This is a genomic window from Providencia sneebia DSM 19967 (assembly GCF_000314895.2).
GTDB classification, from domain to species: Bacteria; Pseudomonadota; Gammaproteobacteria; order Enterobacterales; family Enterobacteriaceae; genus Providencia; species Providencia sneebia.
Map to the genome: position 1 here is coordinate 3,615,780 of NZ_CM001773.1, position 26,513 is coordinate 3,642,292.

General features: G+C 39.5%; 21 protein-coding genes. 6 read left to right on the top strand and 15 right to left on the bottom strand.

Annotation, left to right across the window (positions count from 1 at the left end; all coding sequences use genetic code 11):
• Nucleotides 1-83: 83 nt before the first annotated feature.
• The 3 genes from carB to dapB all read right to left on the bottom strand — a co-directional run bounded on the left by carB (nucleotide 84) and on the right by dapB (nucleotide 5,751).
• Nucleotides 84-3,305, bottom strand: a complete 3,222-nt coding sequence (gene carB / locus OO7_RS15040; protein ID WP_008916789.1) for a carbamoyl-phosphate synthase large subunit — start codon at nucleotides 3,303-3,305, stop codon at nucleotides 84-86.
• 15 nt (nucleotides 3,306-3,320) lie between these two features.
• Nucleotides 3,321-4,484 (bottom strand): glutamine-hydrolyzing carbamoyl-phosphate synthase small subunit, encoded by a 1,164-nt coding sequence (carA, locus tag OO7_RS15045; RefSeq protein WP_008916790.1) that lies wholly within the window; start codon nucleotides 4,482-4,484, stop codon nucleotides 3,321-3,323.
• Nucleotides 4,485-4,929: 445 nt separating this feature from the next.
• Nucleotides 4,930-5,751 (bottom strand): 4-hydroxy-tetrahydrodipicolinate reductase, encoded by an 822-nt coding sequence (gene dapB, locus OO7_RS15050; RefSeq protein ID WP_008916791.1) that lies wholly within the window; start codon nucleotides 5,749-5,751, stop codon nucleotides 4,930-4,932.
• A 266-nt stretch (nucleotides 5,752-6,017) separates the two neighbouring features.
• Between dapB and OO7_RS15055 the strand changes: the two genes are divergently transcribed.
• Nucleotides 6,018-7,049: a TerC/Alx family metal homeostasis membrane protein gene (locus OO7_RS15055; protein ID WP_008916792.1), complete on the top strand. Its 1,032-nt coding sequence runs from the start codon at nucleotides 6,018-6,020 to the stop codon at nucleotides 7,047-7,049.
• 60 nt (nucleotides 7,050-7,109) lie between these two features.
• Here the strand turns inward: OO7_RS15055 and OO7_RS15060 are convergent, their stop codons facing one another.
• The 6 genes from OO7_RS15060 to ribF all read right to left on the bottom strand — a co-directional run bounded on the left by OO7_RS15060 (nucleotide 7,110) and on the right by ribF (nucleotide 13,607).
• Nucleotides 7,110-7,772, bottom strand: coding sequence for an HAD family hydrolase (locus tag OO7_RS15060; RefSeq protein ID WP_008916793.1), 663 nt, complete (start codon nucleotides 7,770-7,772; stop codon nucleotides 7,110-7,112).
• 70 nt (nucleotides 7,773-7,842) lie between these two features.
• Nucleotides 7,843-8,796 (bottom strand): 4-hydroxy-3-methylbut-2-enyl diphosphate reductase, encoded by a 954-nt coding sequence (gene ispH, locus OO7_RS15065; protein ID WP_008916794.1) that lies wholly within the window; start codon nucleotides 8,794-8,796, stop codon nucleotides 7,843-7,845.
• The gene (gene fkpB, locus OO7_RS15070; protein WP_008916795.1) at nucleotides 8,777-9,247 is read right to left on the bottom strand and encodes an FKBP-type peptidyl-prolyl cis-trans isomerase; all 471 of its coding nucleotides are present in this window, start codon (nucleotides 9,245-9,247) and stop codon (nucleotides 8,777-8,779) included. Before fkpB ends, ispH begins: the two co-directional genes overlap by 20 nt.
• An 83-nt stretch (nucleotides 9,248-9,330) precedes the next feature.
• Nucleotides 9,331-9,831, bottom strand: a complete 501-nt coding sequence (gene lspA, locus OO7_RS15075) for a signal peptidase II (RefSeq protein WP_008916796.1) — start codon at nucleotides 9,829-9,831, stop codon at nucleotides 9,331-9,333.
• The gene (gene ileS / locus OO7_RS15080; RefSeq protein WP_008916797.1) at nucleotides 9,831-12,641 is read right to left on the bottom strand and encodes an isoleucine--tRNA ligase; all 2,811 of its coding nucleotides are present in this window, start codon (nucleotides 12,639-12,641) and stop codon (nucleotides 9,831-9,833) included. The genes lspA and ileS overlap by 1 nt, the downstream gene beginning before the upstream one ends.
• Before the next feature lie 27 nt (nucleotides 12,642-12,668).
• Nucleotides 12,669-13,607, bottom strand: coding sequence for a bifunctional riboflavin kinase/FAD synthetase (gene ribF / locus OO7_RS15085; protein WP_008916798.1), 939 nt, complete (start codon nucleotides 13,605-13,607; stop codon nucleotides 12,669-12,671).
• Between the two features lie 745 nt (nucleotides 13,608-14,352).
• Here ribF and rpsT point away from each other — a divergent pair.
• The gene (gene rpsT / locus OO7_RS15090; protein WP_008916799.1) at nucleotides 14,353-14,613 is read left to right on the top strand and encodes a 30S ribosomal protein S20; all 261 of its coding nucleotides are present in this window, start codon (nucleotides 14,353-14,355) and stop codon (nucleotides 14,611-14,613) included.
• A 53-nt stretch (nucleotides 14,614-14,666) separates the two neighbouring features.
• On the opposite strand, the gene nhaR is transcribed toward rpsT, so the two are convergent.
• Nucleotides 14,667-15,590: a transcriptional activator NhaR gene (gene nhaR / locus OO7_RS15095; protein WP_008916800.1), complete on the bottom strand. Its 924-nt coding sequence runs from the start codon at nucleotides 15,588-15,590 to the stop codon at nucleotides 14,667-14,669.
• A 265-nt stretch (nucleotides 15,591-15,855) separates the two neighbouring features.
• Complete coding sequence (gene nhaA, locus OO7_RS15100; protein ID WP_008916801.1) at nucleotides 15,856-17,028, bottom strand: Na+/H+ antiporter NhaA; 1,173 nt, start codon at nucleotides 17,026-17,028, stop codon at nucleotides 15,856-15,858.
• A gap of 300 nt (nucleotides 17,029-17,328) precedes the next feature.
• On the opposite strand from nhaA, the gene OO7_RS15105 reads away from it, so the two are divergent.
• Nucleotides 17,329-17,622 (top strand): hypothetical protein, encoded by a 294-nt coding sequence (locus OO7_RS15105; RefSeq protein WP_008916802.1) that lies wholly within the window; start codon nucleotides 17,329-17,331, stop codon nucleotides 17,620-17,622.
• A 307-nt stretch (nucleotides 17,623-17,929) separates the two neighbouring features.
• Here OO7_RS15105 and dnaJ read toward each other — a convergent pair whose 3' ends face one another.
• Together dnaJ and dnaK are read right to left on the bottom strand one after the other, a co-directional pair.
• Nucleotides 17,930-19,069 carry a molecular chaperone DnaJ gene (dnaJ, locus tag OO7_RS15110; RefSeq protein ID WP_008916803.1) on the bottom strand — a complete coding sequence of 380 codons (1,140 nt, stop codon included), beginning with the start codon at nucleotides 19,067-19,069 and terminating at the stop codon, nucleotides 17,930-17,932.
• Between the two features lie 113 nt (nucleotides 19,070-19,182).
• The gene (gene dnaK / locus OO7_RS15115) at nucleotides 19,183-21,099 is read right to left on the bottom strand and encodes a molecular chaperone DnaK (RefSeq protein ID WP_008916804.1); all 1,917 of its coding nucleotides are present in this window, start codon (nucleotides 21,097-21,099) and stop codon (nucleotides 19,183-19,185) included.
• Nucleotides 21,100-21,430: 331 nt separating this feature from the next.
• Here dnaK and satP point away from each other — a divergent pair, with 331 nt between their 5' ends.
• Nucleotides 21,431-21,997, top strand: coding sequence for an acetate uptake transporter (gene satP / locus OO7_RS15120; RefSeq protein ID WP_008916805.1), 567 nt, complete (start codon nucleotides 21,431-21,433; stop codon nucleotides 21,995-21,997).
• A 144-nt stretch (nucleotides 21,998-22,141) separates the two neighbouring features.
• Here the strand turns inward: satP and mog are convergent, their stop codons facing one another.
• Nucleotides 22,142-22,720 (bottom strand): molybdopterin adenylyltransferase, encoded by a 579-nt coding sequence (gene mog / locus OO7_RS15125; RefSeq protein WP_008916806.1) that lies wholly within the window; start codon nucleotides 22,718-22,720, stop codon nucleotides 22,142-22,144.
• A gap of 385 nt (nucleotides 22,721-23,105) precedes the next feature.
• Here mog and OO7_RS15130 point away from each other — a divergent pair, with 385 nt between their 5' ends.
• Nucleotides 23,106-24,257, top strand: coding sequence for a hypothetical protein (locus tag OO7_RS15130; RefSeq protein ID WP_008916807.1), 1,152 nt, complete (start codon nucleotides 23,106-23,108; stop codon nucleotides 24,255-24,257).
• A 155-nt stretch (nucleotides 24,258-24,412) separates the two neighbouring features.
• Here the strand turns inward: OO7_RS15130 and tal are convergent, their stop codons facing one another.
• Nucleotides 24,413-25,366 (bottom strand): transaldolase, encoded by a 954-nt coding sequence (gene tal / locus OO7_RS15135; protein WP_008916808.1) that lies wholly within the window; start codon nucleotides 25,364-25,366, stop codon nucleotides 24,413-24,415.
• A gap of 283 nt (nucleotides 25,367-25,649) precedes the next feature.
• Here tal and yaaA point away from each other — a divergent pair, with 283 nt between their 5' ends.
• A complete protein-coding gene (gene yaaA, locus OO7_RS15140; protein WP_008916809.1) occupies nucleotides 25,650-26,426 on the top strand; it encodes a peroxide stress protein YaaA in 777 nt (258 codons plus the stop codon).
• Nucleotides 26,427-26,513 lie beyond the last annotated feature (87 nt).

The following is a 26,513-nucleotide window of genomic DNA, read 5'->3' on the forward strand; positions in this document are numbered from 1 at the left end:
TAATTTAATCGCTACCCAAATCTTATCTTAGAATAAAAAAAAGCCCTGACATGACTGCCAGGGCTAACAAGAAAACTTATCAATTACTTAATAAGTGCATGCATCTCTTGAACTGAAATCACTTTTTCAGTTGGATCTGCACTCAACGACATGGTTGTTGCAAAACCACCATTCAACGTTGTGTCATAATGTACTTTATATTGCAGTGCGCTACGGCGGATCAATTTAGAATCTTCGATAGCTTGGCGGCCAGCAGTGGTATTCACAATATAATTGTATTCGCCATTTTTGATTCTATCCTGAATATGTGGGCGACCTTCATGTACCTTGTTGACTAAGCGCGGGTTAATCCCAGCTTCACCAAGTACAATCGCTGTGCCGTGAGTCGCATCTAGTTCAAATCCATGTTTCAACAATTTAGCCGCTAAATCGACAACGCGTGTTTTATCACCCTCACGAACAGAAAGTAAGGCGCGTCCTGTTTTCTTCATGGTTGAGCTACTGCCTAACATCGCTTTAGCAAAAGCTTCTGCAAATGTACGACCCACACCCATCACTTCACCTGTTGAGCGCATTTCAGGCCCTAAAATTGGGTCAACACCTTGGAATTTATTAAACGGTAAAACCACTTCTTTTACTGAATAATAAGGTGGAATGACTTCTTTAGTAACACCTTGCTCAGCTAAAGATTGTCCAGCCATTACGCGAGCTGCCACTTTCGCCAGTGGCACACCTGTTGCTTTAGAAACAAATGGCACTGTTCTCGCGGCACGTGGGTTCACTTCAATCAAGTAGACTTCATTGTTTTTCACTGCGAATTGGACGTTCATTAAGCCACGAACGCGTAATTCAAACGCAAGATCACGCACTTGCTCACGCATAACATCTTGAATTTCTTGGCTAAGTGTATAAGCAGGAAGTGAACAGGCAGAGTCGCCAGAGTGAACACCCGCTTGCTCAATATGTTCCATAATGCCGCCAATCAATACCATTTCACCATCACAGATTGCATCAACATCAACTTCTACTGCGTCATCAAGGAAACGGTCGAGTAAAACAGGCGCATCATTAGATACACTTACCGCAGTTTGGAAATAACGACGTAAATCAGTTTCGTCATAAACAATTTCCATCGCACGGCCGCCCAGTACATAAGATGGACGAACGACTAATGGATAACCAATACCTGCTGCTTTTTCAACGGCTTGTTCAATCGTTGCAACTGTTGCATTCTTAGGTTGTTTCAGATTAAGACGATTAACCGCTTGTTGGAAACGTTCGCGGTCTTCTGCTCTATCTATCGCATCAGGGCTAGTTCCGATAATTGGTACACCAGCAGCCTCAAGTTCACGCGCTAATTTCAGTGGGGTTTGTCCACCATATTGCACAATCACACCTTTTGGCTGTTCAATGCGGACAATTTCAAGCACATCTTCTAATGTTACTGGCTCAAAATAGAGGCGGTCTGATGTATCATAATCCGTTGATACTGTTTCTGGGTTACAGTTCACCATGATGGTTTCATAACCATCTTCACGTAAAGCTAATGAAGCATGTACACAGCAGTAATCAAACTCAATACCTTGTCCGATACGGTTTGGCCCACCACCTAACACCATGATTTTAGGTTTATCCGTATTTGGATTTGATTCACACTCTTCTTCATAAGTGGAATACATATAAGCCGTATCTGTTGCAAATTCAGCCGCACAGGTATCAACGCGCTTATAAACTGGATGCAGGTCATAGCTTTGACGTAATTTGCGTAACTCAGTTTCAGAAACACCAACAAGTTTAGCCAAACGTGCATCAGCAAAACCTTTACGTTTTAAAGTGCGTAGGAAATCTTTTGTTAAACCATTAATTCCAAGCTCAACAACCTGCTCTTCTAAACGCACTAATTCTTCAATTTGAACTAAGAACCAGCGGTCAATATTGGTCAGATTGAAGATCCCATCCACTGAAAGGCCTGCACGGAAAGCATCTGCTAAATACCAAGCTCGCTCTGCTCCGGCTTCTTTTAGCTCACGACGAATACGCGTTAATGCTTCTGGGTCATCTAAACTCACTTTAGGATCAAAACCTGTCGCGCCAACTTCCAGTCCACGCAACGCTTTTTGCATAGATTCTTGGAAAGTACGACCAATTGCCATAACTTCGCCAACTGATTTCATTTGTGTTGTCAGGCGGTCATTGGTGCCAGCAAACTTTTCAAAGTTAAAGCGAGGGATTTTTGTCACAACATAGTCAATTGATGGTTCAAATGAAGCCGGTGTGCGACCACCAGTAATGTCATTCATCAACTCATCAAGTGTATAACCTACCGCCAATTTAGCCGCGATTTTCGCAATAGGGAAACCTGTTGCTTTAGATGCCAAAGCTGACGAGCGAGAAACACGCGGGTTCATTTCAATAACAATTAAACGGCCTGTTTTCGGGTTAACAGAAAACTGGACGTTAGAACCGCCCGTTTCAACACCAATTTCACGCAAGACTGCCATCGAGGCATCACGCATGATTTGGTATTCTTTATCAGTCAGAGTTTGAGCAGGTGCTACAGTGATAGAGTCACCTGTATGAATGCCCATCGCATCGAAGTTTTCAATTGAGCAAACGATAATGCAGTTATCGTTTTTATCGCGAACAATTTCCATTTCATACTCTTTCCAACCAATTAATGATTCATCAATGAGCAATTCATTCGTTGGTGAAAGGTCTAGACCACGCGTACAGATTTCTTCAAATTCTTCTCGGTTATAAGCGATACCACCGCCTGTTCCGCCCATGGTAAATGAAGGGCGAATGATACAAGGGAATCCAACATCATCAGCAACCGCATAAGCTTCTTCCATCGTATGTGCAATACCAGAGCGAGCTGTATCCAAGCCAATTTTTTTCATGGCTTTATCAAAGCGTTGGCGATCTTCTGCTTTATCAATCGCATCTGCTGTTGCACCAATCATGGTGACACCAAACTCAGCTAACACCCCTTTACGCTCAAGTTCTAGCGCACAGTTTAGTGCTGTTTGACCACCCATTGTAGGTAAAACGGCATCTGGACGTTCTTTTTCGATAATTTTGCGCACAACTTCCCAATGAATTGGCTCAATATAAGTTGCATCAGCCATTTCAGGGTCAGTCATGATGGTTGCAGGGTTCGAGTTAACCAGAATAACGCGATAACCTTCCTCACGCAGGGCTTTACAAGCCTGAGCACCGGAATAATCGAACTCACATGCTTGCCCGATAACAATCGGACCGGCACCTAGGATCAGAATACTTTTTATGTCTGTACGCTTTGGCATTTTTATGGCTCCCGATTATTCTGCGTTATGACGAGGATGGTTTTGACGATATTCATTGATTAGGTCGATGAAATGATCGAACAATTTAGCCGCATCGTGTGGGCCTGAACTCGCTTCCGGATGTCCTTGGAAGCTAAATGCTGGCTTATCAGTACGGTGAATACCTTGCAAGGTGCCATCAAATAGTGATTTATGTGTCACGCGTAAGGTGTCGGGCAATGTTGACTCATCAACAGCAAAACCGTGGTTTTGAGCCGTGATCATAACAACATCTTGATCTAAATCTTTAACTGGATGGTTAGCACCATGATGACCAAATTTCATCTTCATCGTGTTAGCACCACTTGCGAGGGCAAGTAATTGATGTCCAAGGCAAATACCGAAAATAGGAATATCGGTTTCCAAGAAATGCTGGATAGCTTCAATTGCATAATCACAAGGGGCTGGATCACCAGGTCCATTTGATAAGAAAATACCATCTGGATCCATTGCGAGAACAGCTTCTGCTGATGTTGTTGCAGGAACGACGGTTAAACGGCAGCCACGGTCAACCAACATACGCAAGATATTACGCTTTGCACCAAAGTCATAAGCAACAACATGAAGTGGCAGTTCATCAGCATTTTTTGCAGCAACTTGCCCATCATTAAGGGTCCAAGAACCTTGTGTCCAGCTATAAGCTTCTTTAGTACAAACTTCTTTTGCTAAATCTAAACCATTTAAACCCGAAAATGCGCGCGCTTTTGCTAATGCTGATGCAGCATCAGGGTTATCACCTGCAATGATGCAACCATTTTGTGCGCCTTTTTCTCTTAGGATACGAGTGAGTTTACGTGTATCAATATCTGCAATTGCAACAACATTATGGCGTTTCAGGTATTCTGATAAACCTTCCTGACCGCGAAAGTTACTATAAACCAATGGTAAATCACGAATAATCAAGCCTTGCGCATGAACTTTTGGGGATTCTTCATCATCGGCATTAGTGCCGACATTACCAATATGGGGATAAGTGAGAGTAACAATTTGGCGGGAATAGGAAGGGTCGGTAATTATTTCTTGATATCCGGTCATTGACGTATTGAAAACGACTTCTCCAACAGCGGCCCCTTCAGCACCGATGGCGCGCCCGTGGAATTCGGTTCCGTCTTCGAGAACCAGTATAGCTGACTTAATCAAAACACCCTCCAGGGAATAATAAATCACGATTAGTGCATATTAATTCAGATTTGAGGATCTAAATCAATGCCAAAATGCGTTTTTAAGCATATTTTTGACAAATTGCGCGCATTCTAATGATGAGTTGCGCTCTTGTCTAGAAAAAAACACATTTTTTTTACTTTTATCTTGTTTTTTTGGTTAGCAGCTTAAAATTGAGTGATAAAAACAGCAAAAGAGATAACTATATGTACTAAGTAAACGGTTGCAAAAGAAGTTAATTAGATATTTGATACTAAGATAAGTTACTTGGCTATAAAAGGTTATTTATTAATCAAAATAAAGGAAACAAACTAATTAAAACAATAAAAACAGAGAAAACGAATATAAAGATAAACAAAATACAAGAATCATGGCAAGTAACAACTTAATACCATGATTCTTATCAATAATAAAAATAATTATTTTACAACTTATCGAGATTTAAGACATTTTTCATATCATATAACCCAGATTTTTGAGCAACAACCCAACCAGAAGCCTTAATTGCCCCTTTTGCAAACGTCATTCGGCTTGAAGCCTTATGGCTTATCTCCACTCGCTCACCAATATCCGCAAACATCGCTGTATGTTCACCAACAATATCACCTGCTCGAATTGTGGCAAAACCAATCGTGCCCGGCTTACGTTCACCAGTGTATCCTTCTCGGGTATAAACTGCGCAATCCTTAAGGTCTGTACCTAAAGCATCAGCAATAGATTCTCCCATCGCTAATGCGGTTCCTGATGGTGCATCCACTTTATGGCGATGATGTGCTTCAACGATTTCAATATCACAATAATCGCCCATCACTTTTGCTGCTTTTTCCAATAGTTTTAGGACTAAATTAACACCAACACTGAAATTTGCAGCAAAAACAATTGGAATAGATTTAGCAGCTTCACTTATTGCCAGCTTGCCTTGCTCATCAAAACCCGTTGTTCCAATAACCATTGCTTTATTATTCGCTTCACAAAACGCTAAATACTGTAAAGTGCCTTCAGGGCGAGTAAAATCAATTACTACATCAAAATCATTCACAACTTTTTCAAGTGAATCGACGACATTGATACCCAGTTTACCAATCCCCGCCAGCTCACCAGCATCTGTCCCCACCAAAGATGAACCTTGGCGTTCAATTGCCGCGCCTAATTGAATCCCATCCTGCTCTTGTGCTGCTTGAATAAGCTGACGTCCCATTCGCCCACCAGCCCCAACAACTGCAACACGCACTATACTATTCGTCATTTGCTGTCCTTTATTAATAATACTGCCATGAGTACAATGTATCGTTGCCCGTATTCACAGCAACATAATTTGAAAACTGTCTACCCATAGATTAACTAGCCTCTCCAATCTGTGCTAGCGCTAATGTTGAATTATTAATAAAAGCATATAGAGACAGGAAGTTATCAGTAAAACTTGTGTAGAACACAACAAGTATAGTACTTCGGCACAATTAAATTTATGTTTTGCAGTTGTTCTCTTTCTAAAGATATTCTCTAAGGATTAACATGGCATCCTCTCATATTGGCTTTCCTACAGAAACAGTGACCGTCTTTGTCGTATTGGCTATCGGTGCCATTATCATTGATTTATTTATGCACCGTAAAAATCAGGCTATTACACTCAAAAATGCCATCATCTGGTCGCTATTTTGGATTGCTATTGCCATGGTTTTCGCTACTTTTTTGTATATCCATCATGGTTCAGAAGCCGCAAGCCTATTTGTCACTGGCTATGTATTAGAAAAAGTGCTCTCAATTGATAATTTATTTCTCATGATGGCGATTTTTTCATGTTTTTCTGTCCCTGATGGACTGCGTCATCGAGTACTTTATTGGGGGATTATTGGTGCCATTATTTTTCGGGGTATTTTTGTGGCGATCGGAACGGGCTTACTCAGCTTAGGACCTTATGTAGAGATGATTTTTGCCATTGTTGTCGCATGGACTGCAATGATGATGTTGAAAAATCATGATAATAAAGATGAAATAGAAGATTACTCCCATCATTTAGCTTATCGGTGTGTAAAACGTTTTTTTCCTATCTGGCCAAAAATTAGCGGACATGCCTTTTTATTGACTCAAAAAGAAGTGAATGTTGAGTTGGCAAAACCGGAAAACAAAGCCATTACTGTGGGTAGAGGAAAAACAGCGCGACTATATGCCACACCACTAATGTTATGTATGGCAATCATTGAATTATCTGATGTCATGTTTGCCTTTGATTCTGTTCCAGCCATCATTGCTGTAAGCCGTGAACCCCTAATTATTTATAGTGCAATGATGTTTGCGATTTTAGGCTTACGAACGCTCTATTTTGTCCTCGAAGCATTAAAACAATACCTCGTTCATCTTGAAAAAGCCGTTGTTGTTTTGCTGTTTTTTATTGCAATAAAGTTGGGATTAAATGCCACTGATCATATTTGGCAGCATGGTTTTAGCATTTCAGCCAATACCAGTTTGTGGGTTGTTCTTGGGGTATTAATTTTGGGGATTTTAGCCAGTATCATTTTCCCAACAAAGCAGCAAAAAACTAAGTAACCAATAATAAAAACCTCTTGGTTATTTTATTAATCAAGAGGTTCTGTTCAGTCGCTGCTTTTAATCATCTCTCGCAACAACTTGCTTGTATTTATAGCGGTAATGCTTTTTATGGAAATGGCGCCAGTGGGCATCTTGAGCCGCTTGTAACAGTTCAAAATCCCCTCGGCTATCACCCCAAGCTCGCAGATGGTATTGTGAAAGGTCACCATAAACGTGTTCTAGCCGTTTAATTTTCTCTTCACGGCGACAGTTTTTTCCCACCAAATTCCCTGTGAGTTTACCATCCACAATTTCTAATTCAGTACTAATTAATTTAATCCCTAGTCGTTGTGCAAATGGTTTTAAAACTAAGGATGGTGAAGCTGAACAAATTGTCACTTCTGCACCACTTTCTATTTCCGCAGTAACACCGCGCAAACCTGAAGGGCGCATCAATTTAGGCCAGTAAATCTGGCAAAATTGTTCAGCTTTCTCTATTAACCATTTTTCATCAATTCCAGTTAGAAATGTTTTTATCAACACTTCTTTCAATTCATCGCGCGTTAATTTTCGTCTTGCACATTTTAATGTTGGTAAAACTAGCCGAATAATTTTGCGAGAAAAATGATATTTACCAAAGGCAAATTTCAAAAAAGGAATAAAGCTGTCGTGATAGGTTAATGTGCCATCAAAATCAAAAACAGAGAGGACATTAACCGAATGATTTATATTTTCTGGCACCACAAACTCCGTAACGACGTTGACCTCTAGCTTGAACTTCAACAAACTAGAGGCCTTTTATTATCATTATTTAACTGATTTGCTTTATTTCAACGCGAAGCTCTTTAGGCACTTCAAAGACAATATTTTCCTCACGCCCTTGCAGCTCAACTACATCACCCGCCCCAAACTCTTTGAGTTTATCAATAACTTGGCGAACCAAAATATCAGGCGCAGAAGCCCCCGCAGTCAAGCCAATAATTGATTTACCTGCTAACCATTCAGCTTTAATATCTTCAGCACCATCAATTAAATAAGCCGGTTTTTGCATGCGGGAAGCTAACTCTGCTAAGCGGTTAGAGTTGGATGAATTTTTAGAGCCAACCACTAATACAATATCTGCCTGCTGCGCTAAGTCACGCGCCGCCTCTTGCCTATTTGTTGTCGCATAACAAATATCATCTTTACGCGGACCAACAATATTAGGAAAGCGCTGCGTTAATGCATCAATGACATCAGATGTGTCATCAACCGAGAGTGTTGTTTGGGTCATAAAGCACAAGTTACCTTCATCTTTAACTTGTAGTTTCCAAACATCTTCAGGACTTTCAACTAAGTACATGCCACCTGCTGGGTTATTATACTGCCCCATGGTGCCTTCCACTTCAGGATGACCAGCATGACCAATCAAAATGGCTTCTTTGCCTTTTCGACTCGCTCTAGCGACTTCCATATGAACTTTCGTCACTAATGGGCAAGTCGCATCAAATAACATAGTAAGATCACGCGAACGCGCTTCTTGTCGGATTGCCTGAGAAACACCATGAGCTGAAAAAATTAATATTGAGCCATCAGGTACTTCAGATATTTCCTCAATAAAAATTGCACCGCGCTGGCGTAAATTATCCACCACATAACGGTTATGTACCACTTCATGGCGTACATAAATTGGCGCACCATAAAGTTCTAGCGCCCTTTCTACAATACTAATTGCTCGGTCTACACCTGCGCAAAAGCCACGAGGGTTAGCCATTAATATTTGCATTCTGACTCTCCAATTGCGGATCTATCTCAAGCACTTCAACATCAAAACTGATTTGTTGCTCTGCTAATGGGTGATTAAAATCAATAGTAACAGATTCACCTTCTATTGATTTTACTATCCCTGGCATTTCACTGCCATTCATTGCAGTAAATAACATTATAGTACCAATCTCAGGAACACCGGTTTCAATGAAGTCACGCAAAGAAAAATACTGGACTAAATCAGGATTATGTTTACCAAAAATAGCATCACCTGGGAGTGAAAAATGTTTCTTTTCTCCAACACGTAGACCTAATAATTGTTCTTCTAACTCAGGTGAAAGCGAGTCATTTCCTAATGTAAACAGTGCCGGTTTTCCTTGGCTATAAGAGGAGTCTGCTGTAGAGCCATCTTCTAACTTCAGCGTGAAATGCAATAATACTGCACTTTGTGGTTGAACCTGAGTAGACATAAATCAAACCTATTATCTTTCATAAAAATCAGCCCGGAAGAACCGGGCTGAGGTCATTATTTTATGGGTAAACACTTTTCCAACTAGTTTGCTTGCTTTTTCGTTTTATCTGGCAAGAAACCTTCAAGAATAACCAGAGCAGCACCGATACAAATAGCAATGTCTGCAAGGTTAAATGTTGGGTAGTGCCAATTGCCAACATAAAAATCAATGTAGTCAATAACAAACCCGTGCATTAAGCGATCGGTAAGGTTGCCAACAGCACCACTAATAATCAACGCATAAGCAATATTACTCAGGTATTTTTGTGCACTTTGGCGATACATCAATACTAATAAAATAATTGATATCGCAATGGCAACACCAGCAAAAAACCAGCGCTGCCAGCCCCCTTCATCAGCAAGGAAGCTGAATGCCGCACCAAAGTTTTGCGCATACATTAGATTCAAAAATGGCATAACTGGATGAGTGACATGCAGATCCATCTCTTTCAAGACAACTTGCTTAATCCCCAAGTCCAATATAATCAGGACAACTGTCAGCCATATCCAACGTAAACCCGTCGAGCAAATTGGTCTTTTCATTATGCAAATTTACGTAGTTCACCGTTTCCGGCTACGTTAGTAACACAGCGACCACACAATTCAGGATGATCAGCTACCGAACCGATATCATTAGCATAGTGCCAGCAGCGAGGGCATTTCTCACCTGAAGCTTTACTAAAGCTAATTTTCAAACCACTCAGTTCAGATGGCTGAGCATCTGCTGGTGCAGATGCAATATCAGCAACGACAGCTTGAGAAGTCAGCAGAACAAAACGTAGCTCATCACCTAAGCTATTTAATTTATCAGCCAGTGCTTTATCTGCATACAATGTAACTGCCGCCTCTAAAGAACCACCAATATGTTTATCTGCACGCGCTTGCTCCAGAACTTTGTTTACTTCGCCGCGAACAGCAAGTAATTCCGCCCAGAAATCATCATTCATCTCTTCGGAATTTTCTAAACCGAATAGCGCATCATACCACTCTTCAGTAAAGACATACTTAGCGCGTTCACCCGGTAATTGATTCCAAATTTCATCTGCGGTGAAAGAGAGAACTGGCGCAATCCAACGAACCAATGCTTCAACAATATAGAACAGCGCAGTTTGGCAGCTACGACGAGCCAAGCTATCACTTTTTGCCGTATATTGACGATCTTTAATAATATCGAGATAGAAAGAGCCCATTTCAATAGAGCAGAAATGCATTAAGCGCTGAATAACACCTAAGAAATCATACTCGTCATAGGCTTTGATAATCTCTTGTTGTGCCGCAAGCGCACGACCAACCGCCCATCTATCCAGCACCACCATATCTTCAGGCTTAACCATATCAGTTTCTGGGTTAAAACCATTTAGGTTAGCTAAGAAGAAACGCGCTGTGTTACGAATACGGCGATAAGAATCTGCTGCGCGTTTTAAGATTTCATCAGAGACTGCAATTTCACCCGTATAATCTGTTGATGCAACCCATAGACGTAAAATATCCGCGCCCAGTTTATTCATCACATCTTGCGGGCTAACGGTATTGCCTAAAGATTTAGACATTTTACGGCCTTGACCATCCACGGTGAAACCATGTGTCAATACTTGGCGGTAAGGTGCTTTACCTTTCATTGCTGTTGAAAGCATGAGTGATGACATAAACCAACCGCGATGTTGGTCTGAGCCTTCAAGATACATATCAGCAGAATTACCGTGGAACTCAGGGCGCGCATCGACAACAGCAAAATGTGTTGATCCTGAATCAAACCAAACATCAAGTGTGTCAGGTACTTTGCGATAGAGTTCGGCTTCATCACCTAATAATTCTTTAGGATCTAAATCCCACCAAGCTTGAATGCCATCAACTTCAACACGTTTAGCCACTTCTTCCATCAATTCTAACGTGCGCGGATGTAGCTCTTCGGTATCTTTATGAACGAACAACGACATTGGGGTTCCCCAAGTACGTTGACGAGAGATACACCAGTCTGGGCGATTTGCCACCATTGATTCGATACGCGCACGGCCCCAACCAGGGATCCATTGAACAATATCAATCTCTTTCAATGATTGCTTGCGTAAGCCATTTTTATCCATGCCAATAAACCATTGTGGAGTTGCACGGAAAATAACCGGTGTTTTATGACGCCAGCAACAAGGGTAGCTATGAGAAATCGCTTGTTTAAAGAGTAGAGCACCCTTTTCTTTTAGCAAATCGACAATTAAATCATTGGCTTTGAAAATAAATACGCCATCTAAAGTTGGGTAAGTATTTGCTAAGAAACAACCATCTGGACCAACTGGATTCGCCGTTTCTAAATCATATTTTTGACCAATCACATAGTCTTCAGGACCATGGCCAGGTGCAGTATGTACCGCACCAGTACCCGCATCTAAAGTGACGTGATCGCCAAGAATAGCAGGAACATCAAAACCCATGAATGGATGTTGGAAACGCAGCAATTCTAATGCGCTACCATCACACTCACCAACTATTTTCCAAGATTCAACTCCAGCGGTTTTCATCACATCTTTAACGAGATCAGCCGCTAGAATGACTAATTCACCATCCGCCTCAACAAGCTGATATTTAAACTCAGGGTTTAAAGAAATCGCACGGTTAGCAGGTAGAGTCCAAGGTGTTGTTGTCCAAATAACTAAAGAAGGCGTTTTATCTGTTGTTACACCAAATTTTTCACAAACCGCTTGGCTATCAACCGCAGGGAAACGGACATAAATCGATGGCGATGTTTTATCGTAATATTCAACTTCAGCTTCAGCTAAAGATGAACCACATGCAGTACACCAGTGAACAGGTTTAGCGCCTTTCACTAAATGGCCATTGGCAATAGTTTTTGCTAATGCTCTGATGATATGAGCTTCAGTTTTAAAATCCATTGTCAGATAAGGTTTGTCCCACTCGCCGAGAACACCCAAGCGCATAAAATCAGCTTTTTGCCCTTCTATTTGCTCTTTAGCATATTGACGGCACTGAGCACGAAATTCAGCAGCGGAAACTTTTTCACCTGGCTTACCAACGATTTGTTCAACTTTATGTTCAATCGGTAAACCATGGCAATCCCAACCAGGGATATATGGCGAGTCAAAGCCTGCAAACCCTTTGGATTTAATAATAATGTCTTTGAGAATTTTGTTAACTGAGTGACCAATATGAATACTGCCGTTAGCATATGGAGGACCATCGTGCAAAATAAATGTTTTTTTGCCCGATTTAGCTTTACGGATTGCTTGATACAGATTTTCTTTGTACCAGCGTTCTAACATCTGTGGTTCGCGTTTAGCGAGATCGCCACGCATTGGGAACCCTGTTTCCGGTAGATTCAAGGTATTTTTATAGTCACTCATCGATTCTCAGTTCCATTTTCCGCTAAATTATCTGACACCTATATCAGCTAAGTAATTCCTAGCTGTGATTACATCTTTAGCAATTTGCTCCTTAAGCGCATCCAATGAAGCAAATCGCTGTTCGTCACGTAGTTTTTTACGTAACACGACATCAATATGCCGCCCATATAGATCCATATTTGAATCAATTAAATGGACTTCTAATTGTTGCCCTTTACCAGACACCGTTGGTCGGGTACCAATATTTGCTACCCCGGGAAAGGCTTTATCACCTAACCCATACACCTCTACAGCATACACACCAGTGACTGGTGTGACTAATCGTTTTAATGGGATATTTGCTGTCGGGAAGCCAATCGTTCTACCAAGTTGGTTTCCATGTACAACACGCCCACTGATTCTGTACGGATGGCCTAACAACACTTCTGCTAATGCAAGGTCATCTTCTTGTATGGCTTTGCGAATCGCAGTGCTACTAATACGTAAACCTGAATCACAAAAACTTTCAGTATCTGCGACTTCAAATCCATATTTTTCACCCGCTTTTTGTAAGAAAGCAAAATCACCAGAACGATTTTTGCCAAAACGAAAATCATCACCAATAGCGAGATATTTCACACCCAGTTTTTTCACCAATAAATTTACAACAAATTCATCTGGTGTGAGTGAAGCAAAATGCTGATTAAACTCGACACAAAGTAGGTAATCAAGACCGCTATCGGCTAAATACTTCACTTTATCACGTAAGCGAGTCAAACGAGCTGGCGACTTATCACCAACAAAAAATTCTAGGGGCTGAGGCTCAAAAATCATCAACATAGAAGGTAAGCCTAATTGCTCACCTTTTGCCTTCAAATTTTGAAGCAAAGCCTGATGTCCACGATGAACACCATCGAAATTACCAATAGTTAGCACGCAACCACAATGATGCGGCCGAATATTTTGTATACCGCGAATTAGCTCCATAACAGGCTCAATACCGAGGAAATTGCCGGATTATACCTTGTACATCGTCCAAGGTTAACCCATGTTCGCAAAAGGTTTCATTTAACCGTAATTTTTTGACCATTTTGCATGTCATCTAGACATTTTATCAGATGATTTTGCGTTTATATCTACCATAATTCAAGCTATTCAGATCCCCTACCTTCCCTGTTAAGCAACAATTTTACCGCTATTTGGGGACGTTTTTTCATCCAAGCACTGAAATAACTTTATTTATTGTGGGGTCACCCCTAATGACTTCAATATTTAGTGGTATTACTTATATTTTGCTCGATTAACAACTCCGCACCATAACAAAAATAAAATATTGAAATAATCTATAGATTATCAATACAACAATTTTGTGCTGAGGTCTCGAAAAATCGTCATTTTTTCTTATTTTCTCGTCACGATCCGCAAAACATTTATAACAGAGGTCAACATTTAACCAATTATTGTTCGTAAGTTATCCTCTTATTGATTTATCTAACAAAAAAATTTTACATCCAACAACATTTTTTATTATATGCAGGCAAATACACTTTTTTTCGCGCTAAGATCTGTATTCCTCTAGTATTTACTGGTAGAATCTTGCACCATTCACAAACGCACTTACGTCGAAGTACACGACGTTTATTTGCACAAATCCATTGACAAATGAAGGGCGAAAGGGCATATTCCTCGACCTTTGAATTGTCCTCAATAGAATACATTTGGGAGTTGGACCTTGGCTAATATCAAATCAGCTAAGAAACGCGCTATACAATCTGAGAAACGTCGTCAGCACAATGCTAGCCGTCGTTCTATGGTGCGTACTTTTATCAAGAAAGTTTACCTTGCTATCGCTGCTGGCGATAAAGAGACTGCTCAGAAAGCATTCAATGATATGCAACCTATTGTCGATCGCCATGCAGCAAAAGGCTTGATCCACAAGAACAAAGCTGCACGTCATAAAGCTAACTTAGCAGCACAAATCAAAGCAATGTAATTTTGCTTCTTGATTAGCTAAAAAAACCGGCTTTTGCCGGTTTTTTTGTTTTATCACACTTTCTTCGCCAGCTTACTAAACGATGTTGCAAATAAATTAGAAAAATCTTTGTTGCACACACGCTGAACTGCGGGATGCTGGATCATTCTCTCTGCAAAAATCACATAATACTCTTCTTTTACATTATCCAACTGCCCAAGTTCAATGACATCTTCATCTTCTAAAATATCTGCGGCATAGAGTGATGGCGCAACAAAAATCGCATTATGAGAAATGCCAAAGGCTTTCATCAAAGCCGCATCATCAAATTCACCGAGCACTTCAACTTGTAAATTTTTATTGCGTATCCAAGTTAATAAATGCCTTCCTAACATTGAACGTCTTCCCGGAATAAGTAGCCGGCGCTCTTCTAAACACTCAGGAAATGGCTTTTTCGGCGCAGGTTGTCGGCAAAAAAAACTCACATTGCACTCACCAAGTTTAACTGAGAACAGACCTTCTTGCTGTGATGAATCAACAGGACAGTCAGATAAAATCATATCGAGTTTATGCTGGCTAAGTTGTTCCAATAACATCTCATGTGTTGATTCAAAGCAGCGTAAATGAATTTGTTCTTGTTCAACTACAGCGGTTTCCAATATTCTGCTGACCAAATGTTTGGATAATGCATCCGCAACACCAACATCAAATAATAAGTTGGACTCACGGCTATAATTAACAATATCAAGCATTTCTTGGCTAAGCATAAACATTTTATCTGCATAGCGGAAAATAAGTTGCCCAAGTTCAGATGGAACTAATCCCCGCCCTTGTCGTTTAAAAAGTTTACCACCAAGCCGTTCTTCTAATGCTTTAATTTGCCCAGTAATAGTTTGAGGTGTTAAATACAATGCTTCTGCTGCACCAACAACAGACCCTTCTTTACATACATGCCAAAAATAATAAAGATGGTTAAAATTAAGATGTGAAACCCGCATATCAATTCCCTCTGTATCGCCAATAAATGCCCAATATTAGCCATACTATGTTTCTATTTATCCCTTCATGAATGTAGAAACACCACTATTGATGATTTCTATTTCATTGCTGTCTAGACACACCTCTAATCGTAAAACGTATTTCCTTAATTAGAGTTTGATAACGTATCCACGCACAAAAAATGAATATTATGTGCATATCATAGACGATTAACTCGGGAATTCTTACTAATTATTTCTGAAAAAATTGGAATTCAGATAATCATTATTTTTGTTTAAATTTCGGTAATACCGCTTTTAATAAAAAGTAACCTAAAAATGCGGATAATGTTGAACCCAGTAAAATTCCCACTCTGGAATAGGTGCTATAGCTTTCATCTAATCCATCAAAGGACAAACCAGTAATAAAAATAGACATAGTAAAACCGATCCCACAAAGAACAGAAACTGCGAATATTTGACGCAAATTAATTGATGCAGGTAATTTGGCAAACCCTAGTTTTACCGAACCCCAACTGAATAAGAAAATACCTAACGGCTTTCCTAACACTAACCCTGCCGCAACCCCCAGCGGTAACATTCCTGTTAGCCCATCAAGTGTGATGCCTCCAAGCTTTACACCTGAATTCGCAAAGGCAAATATTGGCAATATCAGATATGCGACCCAAGGATGTAAGACATGTTCTAATTCTTCCGACGGTTTTGTTCCATCACTGCCTTTTAGCGGAATTAAAAAGCCGACAATAACGCCAGCAAGCGTGGCATGAACGCCTGATTTAAGAATACAAACCCAAAGAATAAGCCCAACAACCAGATAAGCCGCTGTATTTTCAACACGTCGCCAGTTCATGAAACACAGCGTGATAATACTCAGAGCAGCTAGACCTAATGCTAAAAAAGAAACAGAACTTGTGTAAAAAAAAGCGATAATAACAATCACACCAAGGTCATCAATAATCGCTAGCGCCAGCAAAAATACTTTTAATTCTGTTGGTACTCTTTTCCCTAATAACGCCATTACACCCAATGCAAAAGCAATATCGGTAGCAGCAGGAATTGCCCAACCTTGGCGAGTGATTTCATCAGATGCATTAAATAGCAGATAAATCAAAGCAGGGAATAACATTCCTCCTAATGCTGCAATTGCTGGGAAAATTGCTTTATCTCTTCCAGCTAATGAGCCTTCCAACAGTTCACGTTTTACCTCAAGACCAACCACAAGAAAAAAAATAGCCATCAGAAAGTCATTTATCCATAAAATTAATGGCTTATCTAACTCTAAGGCAGAGATTTTGACGGAGATTGGAATATCTAAAAATTGCTGATAAAACGGATGCAATGGCGAGTTCGCCATAATAAGTGCCATTATGGCAGCAATAATAATCAGCATCCCGCCAGATGCTTCCAGTTTTAGAAATTTACGAATAATTGCTGTCATTTAATTCACCTCGAAATATACAGGGTGTTAATATTATGCTAATCATTTATTCGTAAAAAGTAGTTTATTTATGGGATATAAATCGAAAATAACGAGCCGTTAGTGTTTGTATTCATTAATGCCAAATAAAATGCTAAATAATCGTTAAATTTGAAAATGAATAAGTTAATCGCCAGCAATTTGCTGTTTTTTTATTTTGGTACAAACCGATTATTACCAAAAAAATCACACTGGCATCTATTTGAACCTAGCGGTATTCAGGTAGAATCATAGTTATGGAAAATAAATACGGAGAAATGTATGAGTTTTGATATCGCCAATGACATCCTATTAGGGATCAAAGATCTCTGTGAAAAATTAGGTACTAGTAAATCAACCTTGAATAGAATCAGACGCAATGATATTCCAGGACAAACTCCATTTCCTGAACCAACAGTTTGGTTAGGTCATGGAAACAGTCCAAGATGGTCAGCAAAATCTATAAATGTATGGGTATATAACCAAGGGCAAAGCTATAGGAACAGAAAATTTAATCAAGAAAATCAAGCCAAGATGGCAAACATTGAAAATACTAATGAAGCTACTGACGCCTAATATAACAAATTAGAGTTAGACAAAAAGCCAGCAATTTGCTGGTTTTTTATTTGGTACGAACTGATTATTACTCAAAAAATCATACATCCATTTGAACCTAGCGGTGTTTAGATCGAATCATGGATATGATGGTCATAAGGAAATAAATGCTGAGGGATAAAACTTATATACCTGTTTAACTATTTTAATTATGGTTTCTGAAGTTCTATTTGCAGAAAATACTCTTTTGTTGAAGGCAAAAAAAGACCCCCACTAATTGGTTGTCCAACTATTGGGGGTCACTTCAGATGTGGATATTTTCTGATTATTATTTGTTAGTTAGGTCATCAAAGAATTTCTTCACGCCATCAAAGAAACTTTTTGAGCGCGGACTATTTTTCTCTCCGCTCTTTCCACCAAGTGATTCGCCAAATTGTTTGAGTAAGTCTTTTTGCTTCTCATTGAGTTTCACTGGTGTTTCAACGACAGTATGGCACATTAAATCACCTTGTAAGCCACCTCGAACAGATTTCACGCCTTTACCTTTCATGCGGAAAACTTTACCTGTTTGAGTTTCTGCCGGGATTTTTAATTTCACACGTCCATCAAGTGTTGGTACTTCAATCTCACCACCTAAAGCCGCTGTCGCAAAACTAATCGGCACTTCACAGTGAAGATTACTGCCATCGCGTTCAAAGATATTATGTGGCAACACATGAACTTGAACAAACAAGTCGCCAGCTGGAGCACCACGCTCACCCGCTTCACCTTCACCCGATAAACGAATGCGATCGCCAGTATCAACGCCTGCTGGAATTTTAACTGACAATGTTTTATAACGCTCAACACGACCCTGTCCATGGCATTTGTTACATGGATCTTTAATAATTTTACCCGCGCCATGGCAAGTAGGACAAGGTTGCTGTACAGAGAAAAAGCCTTGGCGCATATGCACTTGGCCCATACCATGACAGGTAGAGCAAGTATCTGCACTTGTTCCCGGCTTAGCGCCACTTCCGTGACAGGAATCACACTCCTCTAATGTTGGAATGCGGATCTCTTTGGTCACGCCACGAACAGCCTCTTCCAGAGTCAAGTCCATGTTGTATTGTAGGTCGGAACCACGGCTCGGGCGCTGCTGTCTGCGTCCACCGCCAAAAATATCACCGAAAACGTCACCAAAGATATCACTAAAGTCAGCACCGCCGCCAAAGCCACCACCGAAACCACCACCGCCTTGTTCAAAAGCAGCATGACCATATTGGTCATAAGCAGCACGCTTTTGGTCATCAGAAAGGACTTCGTAAGCTTCTTTAATTTCTTTAAACTTAATTTCTGATTGTTCTTTGTCGCCCTGATTACGGTCAGGATGGTGCTTCATTGCCAATCGTTTATATGCGCGTTTGATATCTTGGTCAGTCGCGTTTTTTTGGAGGCCTAATACCTCGTAAAAATCTCTTTTAGCCATTTATTTTACTCTTAACATGACGACAACACGGGCGTAGAGTTTCCTCGACGCCCGTGTTCGGTATCAATAACCATTAACAACTATTTGTTAGGTTACTGTGCCCGCTAAGGGCATTATTTTTTGTCTTTATCGTTAACTTCTTCGAACTCGGCATCAACAACATCATCAGCTGCTTTATTGGTATTTGCTTCAGCGCCTGCAGCACCCGCTTGTGCTTGTTGCTGAGCAATTTCCATCAATTTTGCAGAAGCAGTAACAAGTGCTTGGATCTTAGCTTCGATATCAGCTTTATCTTCACCTTTACTTGCAGCTTCCAGCTCAGATATCGCTTTTTCGATATTAGCTTTATCATCCGCGGCTAATTTCTCACCTGCTTCTTCGATTTGTTTACGAGTACCGTGAACTAATTGGTCAGCTTGGTTACGAGCTTGTACTAGCTCTTCAAACTTACGGTCAGCTTCTGCGTTTGCTTCTGCATCACGTACCATTTTTTCAATTTCTTGCTCATTCAAGCCAGAAGAAGCTTTAATGGTAATATTTTGTTCACGACCGCTATTTTTATCTTTAGCTGATACGTGCAAGATACCATCCGCATCGATATCAAAAGTTACTTCAATTTGTGGTAAACCGCGTGGTGCAGGTTGAATACCATCTAAATTAAATTGACCCAGTGATTTGTTATCACTTGCGCGTTTACGTTCACCTTGCAGAACATGAATAGTGACCGCAGCTTGGTTATCTTCAGCAGTTGAGAATACTTGGCTGTGTTTAGTTGGGATAGTGGTGTTCTTCGCGATTAACGGAGTCATCACACCACCCATAGTTTCGATACCTAAAGACAGTGGCGTTACATCAAGTAACAGAACGTCTTTAACATCACCGGCTAAAACACCACCTTGTACTGCTGCACCAATTGCAACTGCTTCATCTGGGTTAACATCTTTACGAGGTTCTTTACCGAAGAAATCAGCAACGGCTTTTTGTACCATTGGCATACGAATTTGACCACCAACCAAGATAACATCATCGATGTCACTTACGCTCAGGCCAGCATCTTGCAGAGCAACTTTAACAGGCTCCATGGTACGTTTAACTAAATCTTCTACCAGTGACTCAAGTTTTGCACGAGTCACTTTGATATTCATATGTTTAGGACCTGATGCATCCGCAGTAATATATGGCAGGTTTACATCTGTTTGTTGAGCAGAAGAAAGTTCAATTTTTGCTTTCTCAGCAGCTTCTTTCAAACGTTGCATTGCCAGCGGGTCATTACGCAGGTCAAAACCTTGTTCTTTCTTAAATTCTTCAACTAAATAGTTAATCAAACGGTTATCAAAGTCTTCACCACCTAAGTGAGTATCACCATTAGTCGCTAAAACTTCATACGTTTTTTCGCCATCTACTTCATCAATTTCAATAATTGATAAGTCAAATGTACCACCACCTAAGTCATAAACTGCAACGGTACGGTTACCGATTTCTTTGTCTAGACCATAAGCTAATGCCGCAGCTGTTGGTTCGTTGATGATACGTTTTACATCCAAACCAGCAATACGACCAGCATCTTTAGTTGCTTGACGTTGAGCATCATTAAAATAAGCAGGAACTGTAATAACAGCTTCAGTTACTGGCTCACCTAAATAATCTTCAGCTGTTTTCTTCATTTTTTTCAGAACTTCAGCTGAAACTTGTGGTGGAGCCATTTTTTGGCCTTTTACATCCAACCATGCGTCACCGTTATCAGCCGCAATAATTTTATACGGCATGATAGCAACGTCACGTTGAACTTCTTCATCTTCGAAGCGGCGACCAATCAAACGTTTGATCGCAAATAATGTATTTTCAGGGTTAGTCACAGCCTGACGTTTTGCAGGTTGTCCAACTAACGTCTCCCCATCTTGTGTATATGCAATGATGGAAGGAGTTGTGCGATCACCTTCGCCGTTCTCAAGAACGCGCGCATTAGTGCCATCCATAATTGCAACGCATGAGTTAGTTGTACCCAAGTCGATCCCAATAATTTTACCCATCTAAAACGCCTCCAAAGGAATTCTTTTATTCAATTTCGTTATCAATTTATATAAGGCTTAATAACTCGTTTTCAAGTGAGCTTTTACTGCAAAATGCAATTTTTTTATTTCCCGATAATTTCGATTGATAACGAGCTATGCTTTATTAATGGGGGCATAAATTGATTCATCAAGGGGATATTTAAATATTTTTTCATATTTTTATAAAAAAACGTGTCGTTCGATCATTGTTTCGGCAGTAAAAACTGCGTATGATTCGCCGCCAACTGAAGTTTGGTGATTTTACTTTTTTATATCTATTTGAATTTTAATCATTTTCACCAGAGGTTATATGCAATCCAGCTCTATTGCTAATCCAGGCCCATTAGGTTTATTGGGCTTTGGTATGACAACAATTCTGCTAAATATCCATAATGCAGGCTTTTTCCCTCTCTCATCTGTAATTTTAAGTATGGGAATTTTTTATGGTGGTATTGCTCAGGTGATCGCTGGGCTTATTGAATATAAGAAAGGGAATACATTTGGCGCAACTGCATTTTGCTCATATGGTATGTTTTGGCTTACATTAGTTGGTATCTTATTCCTACCAACAATGGGACTTGCTGAAGCAACCGATCCTGCTTTCCTTGGAATCTACTTGCTTATTTGGGGTATTTTCACGTTCTTTATGTTCTTAGGTACATTCAGAGCAAATTTTGTTCTTCAATTTATTTTTGGTAGTTTAACAGTCCTATTTGCTTTACTGACAATTGGTAATCTAACAGGCAACTCAACCATTTTAACTATTGCTGGATTTGAAGGGATCATTTGCGGAGCAAGTGCTTTCTATTTAGCAATGGCTGAAGTTCTCAATGAACAATACGGTAAAACAGTTTTACCAATTGGTCAGCGCCATTAATTCCTCACTGCCCTAGTGATGCTATCAGGTGAGGATTCTCACCTGATTTAGCGAAAATGGCGGCTATTTGTCAATAACGATATCATTCACTTCTTGCATCACGCCACTCAATCTCTTTTATATTTAAATCAATCAATATAATCGCTAAGAACGAATTGCTGATTTTGGCCTAAATGCTTTCACCACAGCAGGATCAGTTTCAACATAAGGCCCTTCAAGTAATTGAATGCAATACGGCACACTGGCAAAARTACCCGACACAATCACATTGCCTTCTTTATCTTTTAAACCTTCCAGTGTCTCTGCTATTGCCTTTGGTTGACCGGGCAAATTCAAAATTAATGCTTGGTGACGAATAGCGCCTACTTGGCGAGAAAGAATTGCAGTTGGGACAAACTGCAAACTAATTTGACGCATTTGTTCACCGAATCCTGGCATTTCACGATCAGCAATTGCCAAAGTTGCATCAGGAGTCACATCGCGACGTGCCGGTCCAGTTCCACCGGTCGTTAATACCAAATGGCAAGCGCGTTCATCCACCAGCTCACATAATGTTTGTTCTATCATGATTTGCTCATCTGGAATTAAGCGTGTTTCAATGCGAAAAGGCGTAGTTAACGTTTTTTTCAGCCACGCTTCTAAAGAGGGAATTCCTTTATCTTCATAAATTCCATTTGAAGCACGATCAGAAACTGAAACTAAACCTATGCGCAACTCATCCATATAAACCTCAATCAGTAAACAATAAAAAGTATGATTTATACTAATATACCACAAACCCTAACCATCAATTTTATCATTATTATACCATGAGACTTTCGCTTTCAGGTCAAGATAACACCTTAAGATATTAGTTCATTAAATAATTTTTTTATCTTTTTCTGATGCCATATCACAACATGCATGAAAAAAGAAAAAAACATGAAAAAACATGAAAAATCAATTAACTATATATCAAACTTTAAAGAATTAAATAATAATATACCTACCAATTTTAGATAAATAGGTTTTTAACTAGCCAATAAATTATTAAATATTTAATTTCACAATAAGATAAATACAAAAATATTATTTTATCCACTTTAATGACTACAAAGGTTTATAAATAATGCCGCAGTTTACAACAATCCAAAGAGAATTAGTTTCAGCTCAACCTTTAAATGATAAAAAGCACCAAAAAGTTATTTCAGAAATAGCAAAATATATCACTAGAGTATCTAATCCCAAAAAGGTTAATCAGACTAAGACAACAAACTCCATTCCATCGCTTTTTGAACTCGCATTAGACAAAACAATTCCTAAAGTAAAATTTTTAGGTGAAGAAAAAAAAATCGCAGAACAAAATATTGATGATTTAGTAAAACTATTTAACCAATGCTCTTTCCCCAAGAATAAACAGCAGTTATTAGCTCAAAAATTAACGTTATCACAGAACCCTGAGTTGGCAACTTACATTGCATCAAAACGTATCAAAAACGGTGAATACCTTTCAGAATTCTCTTTGGAACATGGTATATATTTTGGCTCTAAAGAATTTAGAGCATTAGTAACATCAGACAGCGTAACTGATATATTAAAAATGCTACAAAATGGTACGGATTTTCAGCATGCTTTATCTGAGCACACTAAAAAGGAATCTGAGAATCTTAAATTTGCTGCCAAATATGTTCATGACTGTCCTTATAGTGAGATTGAGAAAAGGTATCTTGAAGAAGTTACAATGTGTTTCACTAAACAATATCTGAATAAACAGATAATTGACGGTGCTTATCCTAAAAATATCGCAAATAAATATGGAATAAAAACTGAGGAACCAGCCTATAACGAACTTCTTAATACAGCAGTTAAAGGTCATCTAGGAGCACGTGCGTATAATGGTGAAAATTGCATAACCCTTGCTAAAAAAGCAGGAATAAATAGGAATTCATCAGCTTTCAAGCAGCTCATGATGAAGTCGGTCGAGGGACAAGCAGGTGAACGTGCACTCAAAGGTAAATCTTGTGACATTATCGCTAAAGAGCATGGAATATGTGAAAACAGTGAAGCTTTCAAGCAGCTCATGATGAAAGCTATCGAAGGACCAGCAGGTAAACGTGTCGCTAATGGCGAATCCCCGAGATCTGTTGCTAAAAAATATGGAATAAAAATTGAAACGAATCACCGCAATCTGCAATTAGGATATACGTATTTTGGGGTTGAAGAAACTGCATACCAACAATTAACAAAACTCAGTCCTCGAGCACTAAAACCAAATAACTAAAACAAATATTCATGCCTATACGGAGCGTGCTGCAAATCAAATACAGTCACACCGTTCTAGTCTAAAAATATCCCGTAGCATTTTCTCTACGGGATATTCATACTTATCAATGCAAATACGATGAATAAAATAGGCTACTTAATAACAAGTTATGACTACAGCAGGTCTGCAATCATTTTTTCCAATTTTTCTTGGTCGATTGCAAATTTACGGATACCTTCAGCGAGTTTATCAACAGCCATTGGGTCTTGGTTATGCTGCCAATAGAACTGAGATTCAGTTAATTTAGCTTCTGGCTCTTTAGTCTTACCTGCATCAACAAGTTTACGAACAACTTCACCTTGAGATTCAGACAGCTCTTTCAGCAATGCAGGAGCAATAGTCAAACGATCACAGCCAGCGAGTTCTAAAATTTCACCGACATTACGGAAGCTTGCGCCCATCACGACAGTTTTGTAGCCATGAGATTTGTAATAATCGTAGATTTCAGTAACTGAAACCACACCTGGATCTTCTTGTGGTGCATATTCTTTCTTATCAGTATTCGCTTTATACCAGTCAAGAATACGACCAACAAATGGAGAAATCAGGAAAACACCTGCTTCAGCACAAGCACGAGCTTGAGCAAAGGAGAACAGTAATGTTAAGTTACAGTTGATACCTTCTTTTTCCAGTTTTTCCGCAGCGCGGATGCCCTGCCAAGTTGAAGCTAGCTTGATCAAAATACGATCATTACTAATACCTGCTTCGTTATAAAGTTTGATCAGTCGGCGTGCTTTCGCAATACAAGCTTCTTCGTCGTAAGACAAACGTGCATCAACTTCAGTAGAAACACGGCCAGGAACCAATTTTAGAATTTCCAAACCGATATTAACTGCAAGTTTATCGCAAGCATCAATGATTTGTTGTTCGCGGTTGCTGCTTTGCTTACGCGCCCATTCAACAGCTTCATCAATTAATTTGCGGTATTCAGGGATCTGAGCAGCATTTAGAATTAAAGAAGGGTTGGTTGTCGCGTCTTGTGGTTTGTAAAGCTTCATCGCTGCGATGTCACCAGTATCGGCAACAACGGTGGTCAGACTACGTAAGGAAGTTAATTTATCGGTCATTTCTTTAATCTCGTTGTTATAAAGGAATTGAGGCAAACGCCGCACCGTGTAATGATAATATCATGCATCCCAGTTGCTGCAAGTAGCTATATTCATTCAAACATAATCAATTGATATAAAGCATTTTTTCATTTTTAATTAAAAACTGAACCCTTTTAGCTTCAAAATACCATAATCACATTGCGGCAAAATAAAGAAATTGTTTTTTCTTATTGCATCAATTCGCTATTTCATCGCAATTTTTGCTAAAGTGTTATGAGTCATTTTTTATAGAGGTTCTGTCATGCTTATCACTATATCACCTGCTAAAACACTCGATTATGAAAGTCCACTAGCGACACAAACATTCACGCAACCCGCATTACTCAATGAATCTCAACAACTTATTAATGTTTGCCGTAAACTTACCCCTGCCGATATCGCAAGTTTAATGAAAATCAGTGATAAACTCGCAGGATTAAATGCCGCTCGCTTTGGTGAATGGCAGCCTAATTTCACACTCGACAATGCTCGACAAGCTATTTTGGCCTTTAAAGGTGATGTGTATACCGGCATGCAAGCTGAAACATTTTCTGAGCAAGACTTTGCATTTGCACAGCAACATCTGCGTATTCTTTCTGGGCTTTATGGCCTATTACGCCCGCTTGATTTAATGCAACCTTATCGCCTTGAAATGGGGACTCGTTTAAAAAATCCAAAAGGCAAAGATCTCTATGAGTTTTGGGGAAATATCATTACAGACCAACTCAATAGTGCACTCGCCGCTCAAGGTGACTCTATTCTTATTAATCTTGCTTCCGATGAATATTTTAAATCCGTCAATACATCAAAATTAGATGGTGAGATAATTAAACCTGTTTTCCTTGATGAGAAAAATGGCAAATATAAAGTTATTAGTTTCTATGCTAAAAAAGCGCGCGGTCTAATGAGCCGTTTTATTATCCAAAATAAATTAACAAAAACAGATCAATTAGCTGACTTTAATCTTGAAGGGTATCAGTTTGATGAGCGCCAATCTAAAGCTAATGAACTCATCTTTACTCGCCCAGAACAGCATTAATAATCTTATTTATATTGATTAGATGGATGAAAATATTAAATTAATCCATCTAATCAAAATGTTAAATCATATTGATTATTTTTCATT